Here is a 17,461-nt window from a genome sequence, read left to right on the forward strand (position 1 = left end):
AAACCAGATTTTGTTAAACCAAAGTATGATTATGAAATGCTATCTTCTTTCTTAAACGAATCATCGAAGAATTTTACTAAAAAATGGGATGAATTATTAGATTCCAAGCATTGGCAGACTGTCAAAGCATTCAATCGTAGAATGACGTGGGAATGTGATGGATATCGAGATATGGAGCCTATTTCTGATTTTCATGAAGAAATCATTCGAGAAATGGAATATTTTATTTCAAACCCTACATCTTGGGTTGATGATGCAACTCCATCGATGCAGAAAAAAAGAATTAACAATATAAAACAACAATTTTCCAAAAAATTACTATCATTTGCGCGTATTGAAATTCTTCAATCGCAAAATCTTAAATGGGAAAATGCATTACAGCTTAGTGGCATCGGTTCTACCTATACCCGAGCAAGCCAGATAAAGGGCATTTTTGGCACTGTATCACCTGATTATCGAAAACCCGCAGCAGCTTTGTTGAAAAATGCTATCAAGATAATTCTTGAGTCCGCAGTTTCTGAAAACGACAGGTAAAATCATCAGGCGCAGTGAATAAGAATTTTCTGCGCCCTGAACTGGCCACGTACGAGATTGCCTGCGGTGTTCCTTCGTTGATCTCGTTCGAACATGCCAACGCTCTGTTTCAGAGAATGCATCTTCTCAGACCGCGATAATTACAGGCTTGCTCTGCGCCGGCCATTCGGTTAAAACCAACCGGGTGATGCTCTATCTTGCCCGGCGCAATGCACATCCTTATTTTCGGTATCTCGATCAAAGCGATATAGAAACAGGTACGGGAAAATAACAAATCGTTCCCGGCGGCTGGCTGGAGCAGGATTATTAAATAACCGTCCCTCGCACATTTAAACCCGAAGGAGTCGAAGATGGATCTGCGTGGCAAAATAGTGCTGTCTGGTCACTGTATCGCTATTCTGAAATTCAACACCTACCGGCTATTCGCTGGAAGCTGCGTAATCTGGCGGTACTGAAGGAAAAAAAACCGGCCAAGTATGCGGCGACGGTGAGCAAGTTAGAGGGGTTCTGGAGCAGTATTCTTAGCTCTGGTTTTAAGGGATTGAATTGAACAATGATGCTTGGTTATCTCAACTGCTTCATGATGACATCACTCGCTAATTGCCGATTATTTGTGAAAATCATCACAAAACCAAAGCAATTTTTAATGGGGGCCTTCGTGGGGGCTCTGTTCGCGAGAAATACCAACAAAACCAATAACAAACAGCACCTTAACCGTGGATATGATTCCGAATCCGGCACCACTATTTAAAGAACCCGCCCACAAGGCGGGTTTTTGCTTTTGTTTGATATAATTTACTCCCTCCCCGTAGCGCTTTGTTTCAATAGCGCATAACGATTAAGAAGCTGATTAATCCGCATATCGAGCTGCTGATACAAAGCGGGTGATACACTCCCCTGCTTTTTTAATTCGTCATCTATTTGACGCAATAACTCTTCTGTCGGCGGCGTTTGGTCAAGCTGGTGGCGAATAGTGAAAATGGCTGATTTCAGCTCCGACCCCGTCAGATATTTACCTTTGCGTTCATCAAGCGTATTTAGCCTGGCGGTTAACGCTTCCAGACCCTGCTGGGCATCATGCCAGTTTTGCAGAGCGCTTTCCGGCAACGCTTCCGTGGTTAACGATTTCTGTAACCCACTAACGAATGTCGTCTGCGATTCCTCCGGCCACAGGGTGACTAACTGCTGCGCTAATGATGCGGCATACTCCCTCGACCATAGAGGTGACAGGTCATGTAAAACGTCCAATTGCCCTTGCGTTGCGGCAATTATTTCCTGCTTCTGCTCCTGCAAATCTGAAGATTGCCTCAACGTGGACAATTGCTCTGGCGTCAGCCTCTGCGGCAATGGCTTCACCAGTTCATATCCGTCGGCACGCATATGAGTGATACCAAGAAAAGCACCTGTACTTACTAATGCAGTCACCATGACACCGATAGCAAACCCTAACCACATCCCTCGGGTTCCCTGTTCGGTTTGAGTAGCAAAAACCGTTGCGCCCGATTGCTCTGGTGACACGGGTTTATTAACCACAAAGACCAACTGTGGCAAAGACGTATCAACGTTAATGGTCGCACCTGAAGCCGGTATCATCACAGCGGCCGCTCCCGAATCCGCTTCAGCCTTCTCCAGGCGCAAAGCAGCATTGCGCATCCAGGTAACAACAGCCTCCAGTTTACTCAGCGCTTTCAACTCAAGCCGTTGCAGCACTTCGCAGACATGTTTTAAACTCTGTTCAACCCGATACACCATTGATAAATCAGCATATGACAGCGTCAACGTACGCAATTCTTGCTGTAAACGGGCAGACAGCCATGCCAGAATCTCAACGCGGGCATGCGTCTGCTGCGGCCATATAACATTCCAGTGGTGCGTCAATAAGGCTTCCATGAGTTCCGCGCCTTCGGCAAGCCCCATCAGGCCCGCATTACGTATTCTGCCGACGGTATACCAGGCCAGGGTTTGCAGTTCGACGCCGTTATGACGAAACAATGTCAGGCTTAACTGTTCAACGTTGTGCCAGTCAACATCCGGGCGCGCGGGGTGAGTCAGTTTGCTAATTTCATCGCGTAACAGCCCGAACTCCGTAAAAGCACGCGGGTCGCCACCGGTGGTGATGCGATTCTTTTCCATATCAGTACACCCTCGTCTCAAGCCAGCCCTGCTTCTTAAGATGACGAATAAGGACCCGCCCCTCAGGGGTAAAGTCAGTGCCATAGCGAACAATACCAAGGTCCTGCAGTTCAGCATCGATTGCATAACGCAAATGCCCCGGCGTTTCCTGCTTCTGCATCGTTACCTGAATACCTTTTAGTCGCGGTTCATACTTCAACAAAACCTGAGAAAGCGTGCTGATAAGCTGATGCGCCGTTCCTGGCATACCCTGGAGGATTTTGGTCATATCCGGCAGACCGTAGTCGGGTAAATGTTTGAGGCTACCGGCGCGGGTATTCAAAATGCGCTGCATATTATCCAGGACGGACAAGATGACCTGCGTGTTTTCACTGACTCCGTGCAAAGGAAAACCACCGGAAAAATTACCCAACAAGATGTCATAAAGAGAAGGCCGTTTAATCATGACTCGTCCTCCTGCATCTGAAGAACCAGAGCCTGAGAATTTAATTCAATCACTCGCGCTTTATCAGAATCGAGATCTTCACGACCTAATACGACACGCCATGAATCCTCAGACTGATCGGGAGAAATGAACATTCCCGCCACGCCAACATATTGCGCTTCCTTTTCGAGTGGAATATCGACAGTTACGCTTTCACCAGGACGTACCCGAATATCTTTCTGAGCCAATAAATCTGCTTTCACCACCGTGCTGTCTTGCGCAAATAAAGACTGATAGTTTGCCGAATCAAATGCTTTACGATCTTTGAGCTGGTAAATACGTACGACTGTTGAAAGCGCAATGCCCTGCGCATTTTTATTAGCGGCTTCTCTGGCGGAAAGATCCAAATGCAATGTTTTAATTTCCTTATAAAAAATTGACTTCGTTAATGATACCGCGCCTTCAGATACTTTTTGTGTCAGACCACATCCGGTGATTTGGCTGGTCATTGCGGTTATTACGGCAAAATTAATAGCGATAATCGCCAGTCTCATCGGCTTCCCTCCGCTGATCATGTTGACTAAGGCTCTGCCAGAGCCCAAGCTTAATCGTTATGAGTTGATTCTTAATTTCCGGATTATCCAGACGCATTACAGCCGTGCGGCCGAGCTGTACCGCGCGTTCGCTGTTATGACTGGTAAGTTGAGCATCCGGAAGCGCCGAACGAGGAATACGTAATTGCAGCCTCGCATTCACTCTGGCACCTAAATAAACGTGCATCAGCGCGAGAAAATCATGGTAAAGCTGACCACCGGGTAACCAGTCGCGAACTTCATCGGGAACATCCGTTGTCAGAGTAATTAGCACCTGACTGTTAATATCTACGGCGCTATTCCCCATCACCGGACGAGAATGGAGGCTAACGGGTTGCCGCGCACTCATTTTTAACGCCTTATCCAGCAGGATTGAACGTTTATCATGAGGGGTCACGGTGATATTTGTTGTTGGTGATAATAAAGAAACCAGCGCGGATATTCCTTCCGCTGTACGCGTTGGCATTCTCATTATTCCTAACAGCGCCAAAAAACGCGATAGCGGGGCTTCCGTTTGCGTGGCGCATCCGGGAATCCCCAACCCGGTTAGCCCCAGTAAATATTGCGATGTTTCATCTGTACCACCGGGGCGAAAAGTCGCTGGATAACTGTATTTACGCCAGATTCGATAAAACTGCGTAATTAAGCGGTGATTAAAAATATCCAGAAACTCAGCGACAACGTCCGAACCCTCCTGGCGCTGGGCAATATCATCCTGATAGGTTGTCGGCAGCGGCGATTCCACGCCATACAGCCCCATAAAAGTGACCCGAACCGTTGGCAGCAGTGTTGGTTGCTTCGGATCATATTCTGCACTTTTTAGCTCACCCGCCGGGAACCCCATCCCCGGATGAGGGCGAAAACGAATGGCATCGAAGCGCGGGCTTTGTTGGCTCCCAGGAGCTGGCGCTTGCGGGTTCCCCTGTTCCAGCAACTGGCAGAAACGATAAAAATTGGTACGTGGCAGGTTTTCGCCAAGGCTATTTAGCAGCCGGGCAGCCGCTGATTGTGATTCTCTGTCCATCGCAAGATTTTCCCTGCCGGCTGTATGATTAAAGTAAGCTGATTAAACAAATGAATATCCGCATATAATGCAAAAAAGCGGTTAAGCATTTCTCCAAACAGATGAATATCGCCCTCACCGGTAAATCCGTTCTCATCAAGCGTTATTTCGATGTCCACACCACGGAGTAGAAATCCTTTTTCAAAGCGCTGTATTTCATGTTGTTGAACATCCATGATCGCATCCAGGCGACGATAATTAAGCTCATCATCCTGCCAGTTATAGAGAGACAACGTTCCTTTGAGCACTTCAGCGCTGGCCATCATATTTAGAAAGCTGGATCCCAGGTGGCTCAACACGCGCCAGTGAAAACGATCCTCTGCGGGAGGGTAAGCGGGGAGAGTCGGCTTACACAGATTACGCACGGCAAGCGGCGTCTGGAGGATCTGCTCACAACGATTAAGCAATGAACTCTGCAAAGCTCGTCTGGGTAGCTGACCGTTTGTGCCGGTCACTTTCAATGACACAGTTTCATACTCAGCAAGACGATCCCGCTCCCAGGCATCGCCTCCGAGTATCAGCCAGGTATCATACAATCCGGATACGCCGCGTCTGACGCGAGTATGGTAGTAACGTTCGGACGCATTACGGCGCATCATTCCGCCCTTGTGGCGAAAGCTGGTGAATGGGGCATAGACGGCATTACGCGTTCGCTGCGAACCAGAAACTGCATCCACCGAATAAATTTCCGTGTGGCCATCATGTAATCTGCGCGGACGCAGCAAATATTCGCTTTCAAGCCCATTAACCACCAGCGGATCGGCTTCCAGAGTGAAGAGATTAATAACCGGAACGCAATGAAGACGGATATTTTCACTCCCCAGAGGAAGCTCAGAACGCCACTGTTGAGTCAGTACAGCTTCTATTTCAAAACAATCTATACCGGCAGGAAACGTTACCTTTTCCAGACCGTTAAGATGGACAAACATAAATTTTTCGCGGAACGTAAAATATTCAAGCAATAATTGCCAGCCGCCAAACGCCGCATCGCCTTTTGGCCATAAACTGTCTTCACCGGCAAATCCGCCCGGGGAAAAGTACCCCTCCAGTCGAATACGTTCTACGCTGTTGGGGAGTCTCAAATAAAGAGAGGCCAGACGCTTTGTCAAAGCAAGGTGCAGCGCGTGGGTCACCGGCGCGTCGCCGCTCAGGTAAAGGCTGAGGCGTGTCAGATCGGTTTGCGACCAGTCCATCTGTGGATTGCACTTTATTCGCATACGGATAACCGAGCGTCCGTCAGGTTCGGCATCCATATTCACCGCCGTGACAGACAACGGATTGAGCGTGACGGGCTGAGTAGTACGATACTGACATACCGTTTTTTTCGGGCCAACTGGCTGGGACAATACGCCAAACCCCGCATTAATCCGTTCGCTCATTTTCAGTACATCAATATCAGGTAAAAGCTCGACAATACTTAAGGAGGGAATGGTACGTAAATAATGTGGCCACAGCAGGCTCATCAAGCCTTCGGTAAATTCAGGAAGATGATCATCTATTTTGGCGCGCAAGCGCCCCATCGAAAATGCAAAACCTTCAAATAATCGCTCCACATACGGATCGGGAATGCCGGCTTTATCCAGATCCAGCATCGCTGCACGATCCGGATGCGCCTGTACAAACTCTTTTGCCGCTTCCCTTAAATAACGCATTTCCGCGTCATAATAACGCAGAGTTAAATCTTCCATTTTACAGTTCGCTTATTTAGTTTTAGCCACACAAGACAGCAGCTCTGGCGGGATCAATGGCGACCAAACCGGACAACAGGGAGTCCATCTCTGGCGCCAGACGCGCTTTGTCACTTTCACTGCGGTTGGCTTTTAAACGCAGAAGTTTCAGCCGTCGCGCTTTGACTTCAAACAGCAGTTCAGGCTCCCATTGTTTGAGGGTGAGAGAGTGTGCTGTCGTATTCAATTCGCCAAGCAAATGCAACGCGAGATCGTTGCGCCCACATTGTTCGGTCAGACGGGCCATCAACAGTTGGCGTAACCAACGCTGTCGACGTGAAATAATGCCGGGGCGAGTCTGAAGCCAGGCAAGCGCGGCTTCAACGCCTTCGCTATCCGCCAGCGCCAGCGCCTCGCTTTCAAGTAACAGAATATCGTCGTCCGCACCTGCGGTAGTAGCAGCGACTTTTTCCGTCTGCCAGTCGCTTTCCTGCAGCACGTCACGGGCTATCCACTCGCGGGTGACGTCATCAGCAAAGGGAGTTCCGTCGTTAAAAGCCAGCGTTTCCAGACCCGGCATCCGATGTAGCAGCATTTTCAGATCACTGATGATAATCGTGGCATTTTTATCCCATGGCGAACCCGCCCTGGTTAACGCCTGATGAAGGTACCACTGCACGTCCAGCCAGAAATGATTCACTCCCTCAACGAATAAGCTGTCAGTTAACTCAATCAGTTCAGTCCAGTTTTGCTGTAAATACATACGCTTGAGCTGCGCACGGTAATCACTCTTGGGCGATTCCAGGCGTGTACGTCCGGTGCCATCTGGCGGAGGAAGCTGGCTGACCGTATCGAGCCGCACGCTCTTCATCAAATGATGCGCCGCCAGCCAGCCATCCGGCTGATCGCTTAAGTATTTCGCCAACAACCGTGCCTGTTCCAGCAGCTCACGGCCAGAAGCAATACTTTTGAGGACAAGGGTTTCTGCGCTGTGCCGGCTGGGTTGAGCACTGATATTCTGCGGTACCAATGCCTGAGCGCCGCCAGACTGTGCCAGCCGATTTTCCAGCGCGCTATACAACGCCCCAAGTCCTGGACGAATGCTCTCCTCTCGCTGACTAAACTGCTGCTCCAGCAACATCAGCGCACCGGCAATCCGTTGCGTGTCAGGTCGTGAAACCTCGGGAAAACGCGCCAGACTATCCAGCATCCGTCCGCCTGCCAGCCATTCAAGGGCGGCCTTATGGCTGTTGGCTTTTAAGGGATGGAGAGAATCGCCATATTGCTGCATCAGGCCAGCCAGCAAAATCAGACCATCCGCCAGGCCGGACTCACCATCCTGATGCAAACGCGCCCATGTGTAGTAGGTGACAACACGGACATCTTTACAGGTATGGGTCAGAATTTTTTCCGCGAGCTCAATGATGAGATCCGTTTGCGCGCCAGAAAGTTTATTCACCTCCTCTCGCATACGCTGAAAATCATCGTCATAGCCTGGATCTTCACCACCGGGATTGGCTGCTGAAATGGGCAATAGCCAGTTTTTCCATAGCGCAGTCTGCGTTTGCGCCTGTTCCATTAGTTGCGGTTGTTCATCTGGCGAAGCCGTGCTGGCAGCCAGTAGGCGTTTCAGAGCGCTCATTCTTCTTCCTCTGAGGAAATCTTGCTGCTAACAATAAAAATTGCTTCTGGTAGTTCAAAGTCGCGGAGTTTGAGTAATGCGAGCGGGCCTTCACCCGCTTCCGTTCTCAGGGTGTAGTTCAGCGGCAATCCATCCTGCGCAGTCCAGCGCAGATTAAAACCGCTGCTCACGCCAGCGTTGTCGGTTATCTCCGCTTTCTCAAGCAGTCTTATCCATCCCCAGGTACCGGGGTTATCTGAGTAGATTCGGGTTCCCGTATTGGTGCTCACCCAGCTTAGGGTTGCCCCTGACGCTTGCGTATCGGCAGGCCAGACAACGTTTTTCCACGCTGGCATCTGGTTAACGTAGGTGAGTTTCTGCCCATCCAGCACGAGGTCAGTCTGCATCACATCCTGCGCCGTTCCAGGACGCAGTTCAAAACGCATCCCGGCTTCTCCACGAATAAATGCAACATCCGCAATTTGACTGAGCTGGTCCATCGCCTCGAGGAACACCGGATTAAACACCAGTCCCTGAGCATTCACCGTGTCGGCAACCCAGTGGCTACCCTGTTTATGCAGCACACCGCTTAAATGGCTTTCGAGAAAATGCGGGATCCGACCATTATCGCTTCGCAGATATTGCGCCAGCAGCGGCAGAGAAGCCTCACTGCCAACATCGCGAAACGGATAACGTCCGCCGAATGCGCTGTTCCAGTCATTCACAATCAGCGCCTTCCATTGCGCATTCAGGCCCGCCGCGGTCGGTTGCAACACCTGCTGCCATGACTGCTCCAGCGGCTGAACAAACATCGTTTGACCGAATCCACTCCATGCTTGCCCCAGACTGGCCGCCACCAGATTGCCATAGTCACGCGTGGTGGTGAGATCGATGGTTTTGCCCTGAAACACCGTTTGCGCCAGAGCCTGACTCATTCCCTGCGGATCGGCAGCGTTAGTAATCTGCTGGAGTTTCAGTCTGACCTGCGTTACCCGGGTCAGGTAGGTTTGCAGACTCAGGTGGCTAATATCCTGCCCAGCCGATTGTTCCTCCATCAATGCCAGAATTGGCGAGAAGGTACTCGCCATAGGGCCTTCTTCCCGTGCATGCTGGTCAATGGTTTGCTTTTCTTTCGTGTTAAACAGATCCTTTGCCGACTTCACCAGTGAGTCCGACAGCGCTTCACCGGTTAACCCTGTGCGTCCCTGAACGGCGAGGGTATTCATTAACGCAACCAGAGGAGACTGACGGATATCTGCAATCAACGTGAGTTGATCGATGGCATCGCTTAGCGTCTGGGTGCGCTTCCAGCGAATACTGTTGAGAAAATCGAGCCAGTTGTCGGCAAAATCCGTGAAATAACGCTCGCTAAGACGCATCTTTAAGGCCTGTGGAGAGAGAGGGTCGCTTGCAGAATGCGTATCATCCCCCAGCACCTGATCCATTTCTTCCCGGCGGTTGTTGACGATTTTCTCAATGGCGGGCAAAACCTCCTCTTCCCAGGCTTTGCGGGTATACACGCCAGCAACCGAACTGCGGGTATAAAATACGTGCTCTGCCCGGGTATCGCCGGTCATGTCTTCCAGACGAAGATCGGTGTAATGCGGCGTTACCTGTTCAATGATTTTCTGATACAGGGCGGCTTCGCCATTGCGGATCCCCATCTGACGAATTAACAGCGTTCGCACCTGGCTAATCAGATTTTTATCGGCTGCTATTTTCCATTCAGGGTGCGCCTGAAGGTGTTCTCCCCAGAATTGCCAAAGCCCAGGCCCAATGCCCTGCCATGATGCGCGCGAAATACCCGCTCGCTCCGGCCAGTCTTGCATCAACGTCTGACTAAAAAATGACGCCTCCATCTGTTCAGGCCGGGAGAGCATCAGATACATTTTCAGTTGGTTGTAGGCAATTTTTGCCCGAGCGGCAAACTGTGGACTGTCTGGAGCCAGTCGGGTTAAAGCCGTTAATTCCTGAGTGAGATGTTGAGCGGCTTCATCACGCAGGAGCGGAATAGCGATACGCGTATAACGCGGCCATAGCGCATCCAGCAGAGCATCATTTTGGCTTAAGCCGAAGCGGTAGTACCACGGCACCCCATTCTGCTGACGCCAGCGAAGCATGCCTGGCGTTTGCTGCAGAGCAGATAGCGCCGTAAAACGCTCAGCGAGCGGTGCATCCGGGCCGCCTGCCTGTCTCGCCTGATCCAGACTTTCGCCGATCAGATTGCGATTCGCCAGGAAAGACACCACCATTCCCGCCCCCCATAACAGCATCAAACCGGCTGTACAGACGGCCAACACGCGCATCCCTGAACGGCCTGTACGCTGTGCCTTAAGTTCAGCTGGTAACGCAGGGAGTGAATCAAGCAACGCACGCCAACGATCATCACGCATCCAGGCATGCGCAACGCGCGATGAGGTATTTTCCGCATACTGGCTCAGGATGACCGCCGCCAGCGGCAGAGGCCGGTGCGGGCTGAAAAAAGTGGACAACGATTCGCTGATGGCTTCTGCGCCAGGTATCAGCAAATTAGCCATTTTCAGTAAGAAGTTATCGCGGATATTGCACGTAACCTGCTGCGTGCCTTGCTCCGCCACCTGCATTGCCAGCGAGGTCAACTGCGAACGACATAACGCCGTGGTGCATCCAGCAGGGAACAAACACGTCGCAGAGTGAAGGGTTACGTCATCCCGGACGAATTGAGCGCCATGCAACGACCAAAGGTATAACGGCACTCGCCAGCGAAGCGTGGTAAAAACAGCCTGAAGATGGCGGGCGGCATTATCTATTTGTTCTGCGGTTAAAGAGACAACGGGTGTCGATTGAACCAATGCCTGCTGGTGCTGAAAAGTGGGGGTTACCCATACAATCCCATCCAGCGGGCGCCGATGCAGCTTGCGTATCGCATCAAACAACGAGGCATCTGGCGTTTCAGTGAGCCTACCTCCCCAGATTAACACCACGCCATCCCCTTCAACCCAGCGCTGAGTAGTGAGTTTAGGCACCAGTTGCTCAACCTGAGTGGCATCTCCCATCACCAGCAGGACACGCGTTTTGGCGCGCCAGCGGCGGCCGTAATTCTCTTTAAGTGTAGAATGGATGTTAATGAATATATTACTATCTAATGTGGCGGTCGTATTATTTCCCACATTTGCCTTATCAGATGATTTCCATGGCATAAAAAAATAAATAATTGATTTATATTTTAACAATGGAACATACGATATCAGCACTGATTTCAGCGCATTCATCTGCCATAATTTAAAAATATAACACAGCGCTAATAGAACAGTTGTAACGACGATTATCCTTGTTGTTTTGGTCTCCACCCCCAAATACTCTCCGTAATAAAAAAGCACTACATAACATATCAAACCAACGACAACCAAAATACATAGCCAACCAAATAGCCGCAACAAGGTGGACTTGTTCATATATCTATTCCTGATTTCTGATTTTTTTAACCCTCGACAATATAATCTTCCCATTCGATTCCGAGAATATTAGATCCACAGCACTCACGTTTTCCCCATTTAATAAAGAGAACATCAACATCATCCAGATATCAAACTCTCCGTGAATGCCGATATATAACTCTGCATAATATTGCTCAAGATTTTTATTATGTTCATTAAGAAGAACTGCCACCTTAGCCACATCTTGTTTATCGCTATGTTTCCCTATCAATAAGTTGTCAACTATCCCAACCCTGGCCTGATAAAAAATAATATCGCTAAGGTCTTTGAGTAGTTCACCTTCATTCGTAGCGATAGACCTATACAGCCTTGCTTTCTCGACACTATTATTCTGATTAACTAACATCGGCGGAGCGAAAAGAAAAGCACACATCCCATCCCCCGTTCCATGGTGATTATCTTTGATATCCGTTGATTTTTCCCCTACAATAATTAACCTGAATTTATCCTCCGTAACGCTTAGCCATTCATTAATATTTAATACATAATCGTGCAAGATAAATTCACTGTTTTTAATTATATCTTCAGAGAGCCCAAGTCGCTCCCAGGCCAATAAAAAAGGCTGCCATGCTGAAACCCCTGACATCTGACCAATAATAAAGTTAATAACCAAACATTTTTCAGAAGTAACCTCAATTAATCTGGCTCTCATGGGAGCCAATAACTCATGGAATAAAACAGTATAATCGACCGATTCTGGAAAATGTAACGCCCTGGTTCCAATGGCATTGAATTCGTTTATTTCAAGTAAACTGGATATCCGTGATTCTTCGGGAAAGAGATAACTATAATCTACAATGCTTATATAATCAGATGCCCATTTAGACCACTCACAATCAATATTAGAACCTTCCGTTAATATCATTTCATTTTTTTCAAGAGACACACCCAGTTGAAACAATCTAAGCCCTATGTATATAATAAACATTAAAAAAATACTTATCGATACTGCAAAAGCATAATAAAAAAAATCACTATTATGAGTAATATAATAAAACAGAGTGAATAACAGAACAATAGTTATTAACAATGAGAAAAAAACACCACTATCACGCCCCCACCTTATAGAAGGTACAGGTTGTATTTTCTTTTTACCTGGGATATTCCAACTCATTTTAATTTACCAAATCCCGCTACAGGGAAGGGTTGAAATAACATAACAGCCGCATTGACACATACATTTATGCACAACTACTGGTTTTCCATCTGAGATCCACTCTGTAGAACCCTGGATTATCTTATTTACTCCATGAAATGGAATAGGGCATATAACAGTATCATCAAGCAATGCGACACCTAAACCATCGATAGTTATCGTTGACGAAACTGAAATTACTTTACCACCACTACTTAATGGATCATTGAGTCTGACCAAGCCTAGCAACATAAATCCTCACTATAAAAAATATAACCATTAAGACATAACACTTTGAAAAAAACAAAAGATTACCCAACACATCTATATAATCAGATAAAGATCAGATAATAACATCTTACCTGGTAATAAATATTAGCTTTAAAATTAAACCCAAAAATAAAATTCGTCTAATAATAAAAAAACCACCATCCCGATGTCATTACCCATACAGATTTTCCATTTTTTTTGAATTCTTTTATTCTTCTGCGTTTTAATCTTCGCAAATCAATATTGGTCACATTATCCCAGCCAGCAACAGTCAATATCTCTTCCGTCAGCTGTTCTTTCGGAAAAGGATGTCGTCGCCAGATCGTCCATATTGCGGGCAGGATATACAGAAAGGTCCCCGTAACCAAAAATATCGTTATCACTTGCATCAATCCTTCACTAAGGACCCAATCTTCTTTATACAAACCCACTATCAGCAGCAGAATAGCCAGAATAATAACGACCGAAATGGGGACTTTCATCGCGTCTATTCGTGCGCGTCGTATTCCCTGGTAGCACCACGGCGGCATGGTCAGCGAGCGTGCATGTGGCCGGATAAGGGCATATACCAGGTACTCCTCTCCTACCGGCGCGGCAATCAGCTCCACTTCCTCACCTTCCCGGCAATAGGGGGCGCCCAGCCACCCTGAAAACTGCCGGCCATTGATTTCGCCCGTAACGTACCATGCCGAAGAAGAAACCCTGTCTTCATTGCTCGCCACCATGCCCTGTGCCGTTGCCGCAGACCCCGTCGAGGCCAGCACCAGCGCGGCAGACGCCATGTTCTCATCCTGCCTGCTGAAATATTCCCACGTCTGCGGATAGGCTTTGGTGTCAAAATAGTGCGTCAGGCAGCGCTGATGGTAGTTTGTCACCACACCACTGACCTTTATCAGCAGGGCTGGCGGGGGGAGTACCGGGTCCGGTGGCATATCGGCCAGCGCTTTTGCCAGCTGCTTTTCTTCACGATAGAGTTCCGCCAGCCGTTTTTTATACTCCTTCTTGCCTTCCGATTCATAGTGCGCAATGGTTTGTCTTAATTTTATCCATTCCCTGCGCTCCCGGAGATAGTTTTCTTCAATATACCCCTTACCCTTCTCCAGTCCCCGGATATAGGCTCTGGGCATATCGGCGAACAGTTCATCATCTTCTGTCATAGTATTTAATCTTTTAATTCCAGCTAATAGTAATAAAACCACCATCCTGATTTAAGTAATCGAATAGATCGTCCTTGTTTCTTAAATTCTTTTATCTTTTTCTTGTCGTGTTTCAGAAGGTCAATATTGGTCACATTATCCCAGCCAGCAACAGTCAATATTTCCTCCGTCAACTGTTCTTTCGGAAAGGGATGTCGTCGCCAGATCGTCCATATTGCGGGCAGGATATACAGAAAGGTTCCCGTAACCAAAAAGATCACTATCACTTGCAGTAATCCTTCACTAAGGACCCAATCTTCTTTATACAAACCCACTATCAGCAACAGAATAGCCAGAATAATAACGATCGAAATGGGGACTTTCATCGCGTCTATTCGTGCGCGTCGTATTCCCTGGTAGCACCACGGCGGCATGGTCAGCGAGCGTGCATGTGGCCGGATAAGGGCATATACCAGGTACTCCTCTCCTACCGGCGCGGCAATCAGCTCCACTTCCTCACCTTCCCGGCAATAGGGGGCGCCCAGCCACCCTGAAAACTGCCGGCCATTGATTTCGCCCGTAACGTACCATGCCGAAGAAGGAACCCTGTCTTCATTGCTCGCCACCATGCCCTGTGCCGTTTCCGCAGACCCCGTCGAGGCCAGCACCAGCGCGGCAGACGCCATGTTCTCATCCTGCCTGCTGAAATATTCCCACGTCTGCGGATAGGCTTTGGTGTCAAAATAGTGCGTCAGGCAGCGCTGGTGGTAGTTTGTCACCACTCCCCTGACCTTTATCAGCGGGGCTGGCGGGGGCAGTACCGGGTCCGGTGGCATATCAGCCAGCGCTTCTGCCAGCGGCTTTTCTTCACGGTACAGTTCTGCCAGCCGCTTTTTATGCTTCTTCTTGCCATCCGATTCGTAGTACGCAATGGTTTGTCTTAATTTCATCCATTCCCTGCGCTCCCGGAGATAGTTTTCTTCAATATACCCCTTACCCTTCTCCAGTCCCCGGATATAGGCTCTGGGCATATTGGCGAACAGTTCGTCATCTTCTGTCATAGTATTTCGTTACTCCAAATTAAACCACAGCAGGGACTTCCGGCGCATCATAGATAATAAATGGCCAGTAAATTATTGGTTTTCCACGTTGTTGTTTTTTAGCTGAAGATAATTGACGTAAGCTTTCTTGCAGTGAATTCCTGGTTTCATCAATAAATATATTGATTTTTTCCGGTGTACAACTATCGATATCAATCGAACAATCATCACCAAACAAGCCATTCTCAATCCACGACTGTAAGGCATCACGTGAATAATATTCCGTCAGAATATATTCAGCGACCATCAATAACAGGGCTACCTCCCAGGAAGCCAACAGCCCCACCCATTCGACGCCTAACTTTGTGAATTGTGGCGCAGCTGCCCTCCCCAACCATACGGCTAATTCCCCTTTAGCAGTCTTCCAGCCAAAGCGTTCAATCAGCACCGACATCAATTTCCCTTCCGCTTTAGCAATAATGGCAACATCGCTAAGTGTCTTGATTGAATATAAACCCGTAAATGCCCATTTTTTACTGGAATTCGGTAAAATAACTTTGTTCAATAATGTGGAAATATCTAACCCCAGCGAAATACCTGCACTTATCAGCGAACATCCTGCGCCAAACATTTTCATATAGTGGAGACTATTTTTCTCTTTAAGAATGACCTCCATTGCAGGGGTTGCAATATCAATCATCCCGCTCGCCGTTGCCGATATTGCGCTGACTACCTTCGCGTAGTTAGCAGGTTCATTTTTAAAATTATCGAGTTGGTTATACAACTCAACAACATTGAAAAATAAAACAAAAATTCTAATGCTGGTCACCGCATAACCAGAAGTTCCCACAGGCTGGCTAAGGTAATTGGCATACGCTTTTTCAAGTGCGGCATATTTCTTACTCGCCCCTCGGAGAAGATCAGCCCGAATGGCTCTTTGCGGGCTGTAAAAAACAGTGCCGGTAATGTAAGCCCTGCGTTCCGTAGCCCAACCATAATATTTACTGAACAATATTTTGGTTTCTAACTCTGACTTTCCAGAAGATAGTGAGAAAAGGGTTCGAACAATGAGGTCATTCATGGTATTGAGAACAGGTCCAATCCGTGACACGGAAAAAAACCTGGCCCCTACGGTTGCCATGTGTTGGTCCATTTGATACAGCACTCTTTTCGAGAATACGACATTGCCAGCCAGTGGTTTTGAAATTTCACTCGTTGCTTTTTCAAAACCTTTAAATATTTTATTAAGTTTAGCGCCATTCTTCTCAAAAAAGTAGAGTACATCATTTTCAGAAACCGGCGCTATGCTACACTGGTGCAAGCTAGTCAATAATGACTCCGCATCAGCCATGATCTCTGGATTATTATAAAAATGTGTTCTCCAGACAAGATTAGCTTCACTTGTCGTCGTATATGCGTCTATCCAGTCATCCAGCAATTTTACACCTGATTGCGACTCACCAAGACCAGTCATCGCAAAGGCAGCAATTTCACGATAGTTCGCGTTATCAACAGGATCGTTAGAGAAAAAATCCTGTAACATTGTTATAAATAAAGAAGCCTGTAACCATTCACAACGATAGCTAATCAGCTTAGCGAGTTGTTCATCAATTTTTTGTGTTAGATCAGCACAACATTTATTAAAAGACTCCCATTTAGTCTGCTTGATCATTCGAGAATATTTCGACCAATCATTAGCTACCTGGTGTTTTTTATAAACTTCGTGTTGTTTTCCCTTTACCTGCTTTTCGAATTCTTCGCGGGTTAGTATATCCTTCGGGTCTGTACCTTTAGATTTCTCATTCTGGGCATACATATCATAAGAATAATCCATTGCAGGAGGAGAGAGATATGTTTCCTGGGGTAATACAGAAAGTTGGGCTTCAACATTCTGTTCCGAGCTTTTGTTAACAATCTCCTTAACTCCGTTAATCAGACTCTGAGTGCAGAACTCCGGAGCGCGTTCTTCACCAAATATCTTCGCCATCGCCAGGACATCATTCGTCCATCCCGTCAGCTCATGCGTTATCCCTGATGCATCATGCAGCGCCATCAGCAACGGCGTGACGGGGGAACCGTCTGGCTTCACTCCCCGTTCCTTCATCTGCCGGATTGTGTTTCCGGCCACCCCGCTCTTCCACGGGTACAACGTCTCCTGCGGCCCCGGCTCTTTGACTATTGCATAGCGTTCACTCACACACTGGCTGACGCGAATTTTAGTATGGGTGCCATACGGTAACAACATTGCCGGACTCAACTGGCTTCCCTGCGGGGCGATGTAATCCAGAACCCCTGCAAGATTGCCTGTCGTTGCTTCTGTCGTTTGCTCTGAAGTCTGCGGTGACGTCCAGTTTGATGCACTCAGACGC

13 protein-coding genes and 2 pseudogenes are annotated in these 17,461 nt (G+C 48.0%); 3 read left to right on the forward strand and 12 right to left on the reverse strand.

Features of this window, described 5'->3' with window-relative positions; translation table 11 throughout:
• The 3 genes and pseudogenes from NNO03_RS21760 to NNO03_RS21770 all read left to right on the forward strand — a co-directional run.
• Positions 1–534: hypothetical protein (locus NNO03_RS21760; protein ID WP_271450529.1), on the forward strand; the 534-nt coding region annotated here is incomplete at its 5' end.
• A 38-nt stretch (positions 535–572) separates the two neighbouring features.
• Positions 573–844, forward strand: a pseudogene (locus NNO03_RS21765) (type IV toxin-antitoxin system AbiEi family antitoxin domain-containing protein); the annotation flags it as partial.
• A gap of 54 nt (positions 845–898) precedes the next feature.
• A pseudogene (locus NNO03_RS21770) lies at positions 899–1,084 on the forward strand (hypothetical protein); the annotation flags it as partial.
• A 245-nt stretch (positions 1,085–1,329) separates the two neighbouring features.
• Here the strand turns inward: NNO03_RS21770 and NNO03_RS21775 are convergent.
• From NNO03_RS21775 to NNO03_RS21830, 12 genes are all read right to left on the reverse strand, one after another.
• Complete coding sequence (locus NNO03_RS21775) at positions 1,330–2,667, reverse strand: VasL domain-containing protein (protein ID WP_271450530.1); 1,338 nt, start codon at positions 2,665–2,667, stop codon at positions 1,330–1,332.
• Position 2,668: 1 nt separating this feature from the next.
• The gene (gene tssE / locus NNO03_RS21780) at positions 2,669–3,112 is read right to left on the reverse strand and encodes a type VI secretion system baseplate subunit TssE (protein WP_137382603.1); all 444 of its coding nucleotides are present in this window, start codon (positions 3,110–3,112) and stop codon (positions 2,669–2,671) included.
• Complete coding sequence (tssJ, locus tag NNO03_RS21785) at positions 3,109–3,645, reverse strand: type VI secretion system lipoprotein TssJ (protein ID WP_202037779.1); 537 nt, start codon at positions 3,643–3,645, stop codon at positions 3,109–3,111. Before tssJ ends, tssE begins: the two co-directional genes overlap by 4 nt.
• Complete coding sequence (gene tssG / locus NNO03_RS21790) at positions 3,620–4,708, reverse strand: type VI secretion system baseplate subunit TssG (RefSeq protein WP_271450531.1); 1,089 nt, start codon at positions 4,706–4,708, stop codon at positions 3,620–3,622. Before tssG ends, tssJ begins: the two co-directional genes overlap by 26 nt.
• The gene (gene tssF, locus NNO03_RS21795; RefSeq protein WP_271450532.1) at positions 4,669–6,435 is read right to left on the reverse strand and encodes a type VI secretion system baseplate subunit TssF; all 1,767 of its coding nucleotides are present in this window, start codon (positions 6,433–6,435) and stop codon (positions 4,669–4,671) included. Before tssF ends, tssG begins: the two co-directional genes overlap by 40 nt.
• 22 nt (positions 6,436–6,457) lie before the next feature.
• Positions 6,458–8,056: a type VI secretion system protein TssA gene (gene tssA / locus NNO03_RS21800; protein WP_271450533.1), complete on the reverse strand. Its 1,599-nt coding sequence runs from the start codon at positions 8,054–8,056 to the stop codon at positions 6,458–6,460.
• Positions 8,053–11,184 (reverse strand): ImcF-related family protein, encoded by a 3,132-nt coding sequence (locus tag NNO03_RS21805; protein WP_271450534.1) that lies wholly within the window; start codon positions 11,182–11,184, stop codon positions 8,053–8,055. The genes tssA and NNO03_RS21805 overlap by 4 nt, the downstream gene beginning before the upstream one ends.
• A gap of 289 nt (positions 11,185–11,473) precedes the next feature.
• Positions 11,474–12,625 carry a hypothetical protein gene (locus NNO03_RS21810; RefSeq protein ID WP_271450535.1) on the reverse strand — a complete coding sequence of 384 codons (1,152 nt, stop codon included), beginning with the start codon at positions 12,623–12,625 and terminating at the stop codon, positions 11,474–11,476.
• 6 nt (positions 12,626–12,631) lie between these two features.
• Positions 12,632–12,898 carry a PAAR domain-containing protein gene (locus NNO03_RS21815; protein WP_202037773.1) on the reverse strand — a complete coding sequence of 89 codons (267 nt, stop codon included), beginning with the start codon at positions 12,896–12,898 and terminating at the stop codon, positions 12,632–12,634.
• Positions 12,899–13,056: 158 nt separating this feature from the next.
• Positions 13,057–14,073: a putative type VI secretion system effector gene (locus tag NNO03_RS21820; RefSeq protein WP_271450536.1), complete on the reverse strand. Its 1,017-nt coding sequence runs from the start codon at positions 14,071–14,073 to the stop codon at positions 13,057–13,059.
• 23 nt (positions 14,074–14,096) lie between these two features.
• Positions 14,097–15,113 carry a putative type VI secretion system effector gene (locus NNO03_RS21825; protein ID WP_271450537.1) on the reverse strand — a complete coding sequence of 339 codons (1,017 nt, stop codon included), beginning with the start codon at positions 15,111–15,113 and terminating at the stop codon, positions 14,097–14,099.
• 19 nt (positions 15,114–15,132) lie between these two features.
• Positions 15,133–17,461: T6SS effector BTH_I2691 family protein (locus NNO03_RS21830; protein WP_271450538.1), on the reverse strand; the 2,329-nt coding region annotated here is incomplete at its 5' end.

This window comes from Citrobacter sp. Igbk 16 (assembly GCF_028069755.1).
Lineage (GTDB): Bacteria > Pseudomonadota > Gammaproteobacteria > Enterobacterales > Enterobacteriaceae > Citrobacter.

Bases quoted from the DNA above. Each gene is read 5' to 3' on its own strand.
- NNO03_RS21775 (WP_271450530.1), bottom strand. From the start codon at position 2,667: ATGGAAAAGAATCGCATCACCACCGGTGGCGACCCGCGTGCTTTTACG.
- tssE (WP_137382603.1), bottom strand. From the start codon at position 3,112: ATGATTAAACGGCCTTCTCTTTATGACATCTTGTTGGGTAATTTTTCC.
- tssJ (WP_202037779.1), bottom strand. From the start codon at position 3,645: ATGAGACTGGCGATTATCGCTATTAATTTTGCCGTAATAACCGCAATG.
- tssG (WP_271450531.1), bottom strand. From the start codon at position 4,708: ATGGACAGAGAATCACAATCAGCGGCTGCCCGGCTGCTAAATAGCCTT.
- tssF (WP_271450532.1), bottom strand. From the start codon at position 6,435: ATGGAAGATTTAACTCTGCGTTATTATGACGCGGAAATGCGTTATTTA.
- tssA (WP_271450533.1), bottom strand. From the start codon at position 8,056: ATGAGCGCTCTGAAACGCCTACTGGCTGCCAGCACGGCTTCGCCAGAT.
- NNO03_RS21810 (WP_271450535.1), bottom strand. From the start codon at position 12,625: ATGAGTTGGAATATCCCAGGTAAAAAGAAAATACAACCTGTACCTTCT.
- NNO03_RS21815 (WP_202037773.1), bottom strand. From the start codon at position 12,898: ATGTTGCTAGGCTTGGTCAGACTCAATGATCCATTAAGTAGTGGTGGT.
- NNO03_RS21820 (WP_271450536.1), bottom strand. From the start codon at position 14,073: ATGACAGAAGATGATGAACTGTTCGCCGATATGCCCAGAGCCTATATC.
- NNO03_RS21825 (WP_271450537.1), bottom strand. From the start codon at position 15,113: ATGACAGAAGATGACGAACTGTTCGCCAATATGCCCAGAGCCTATATC.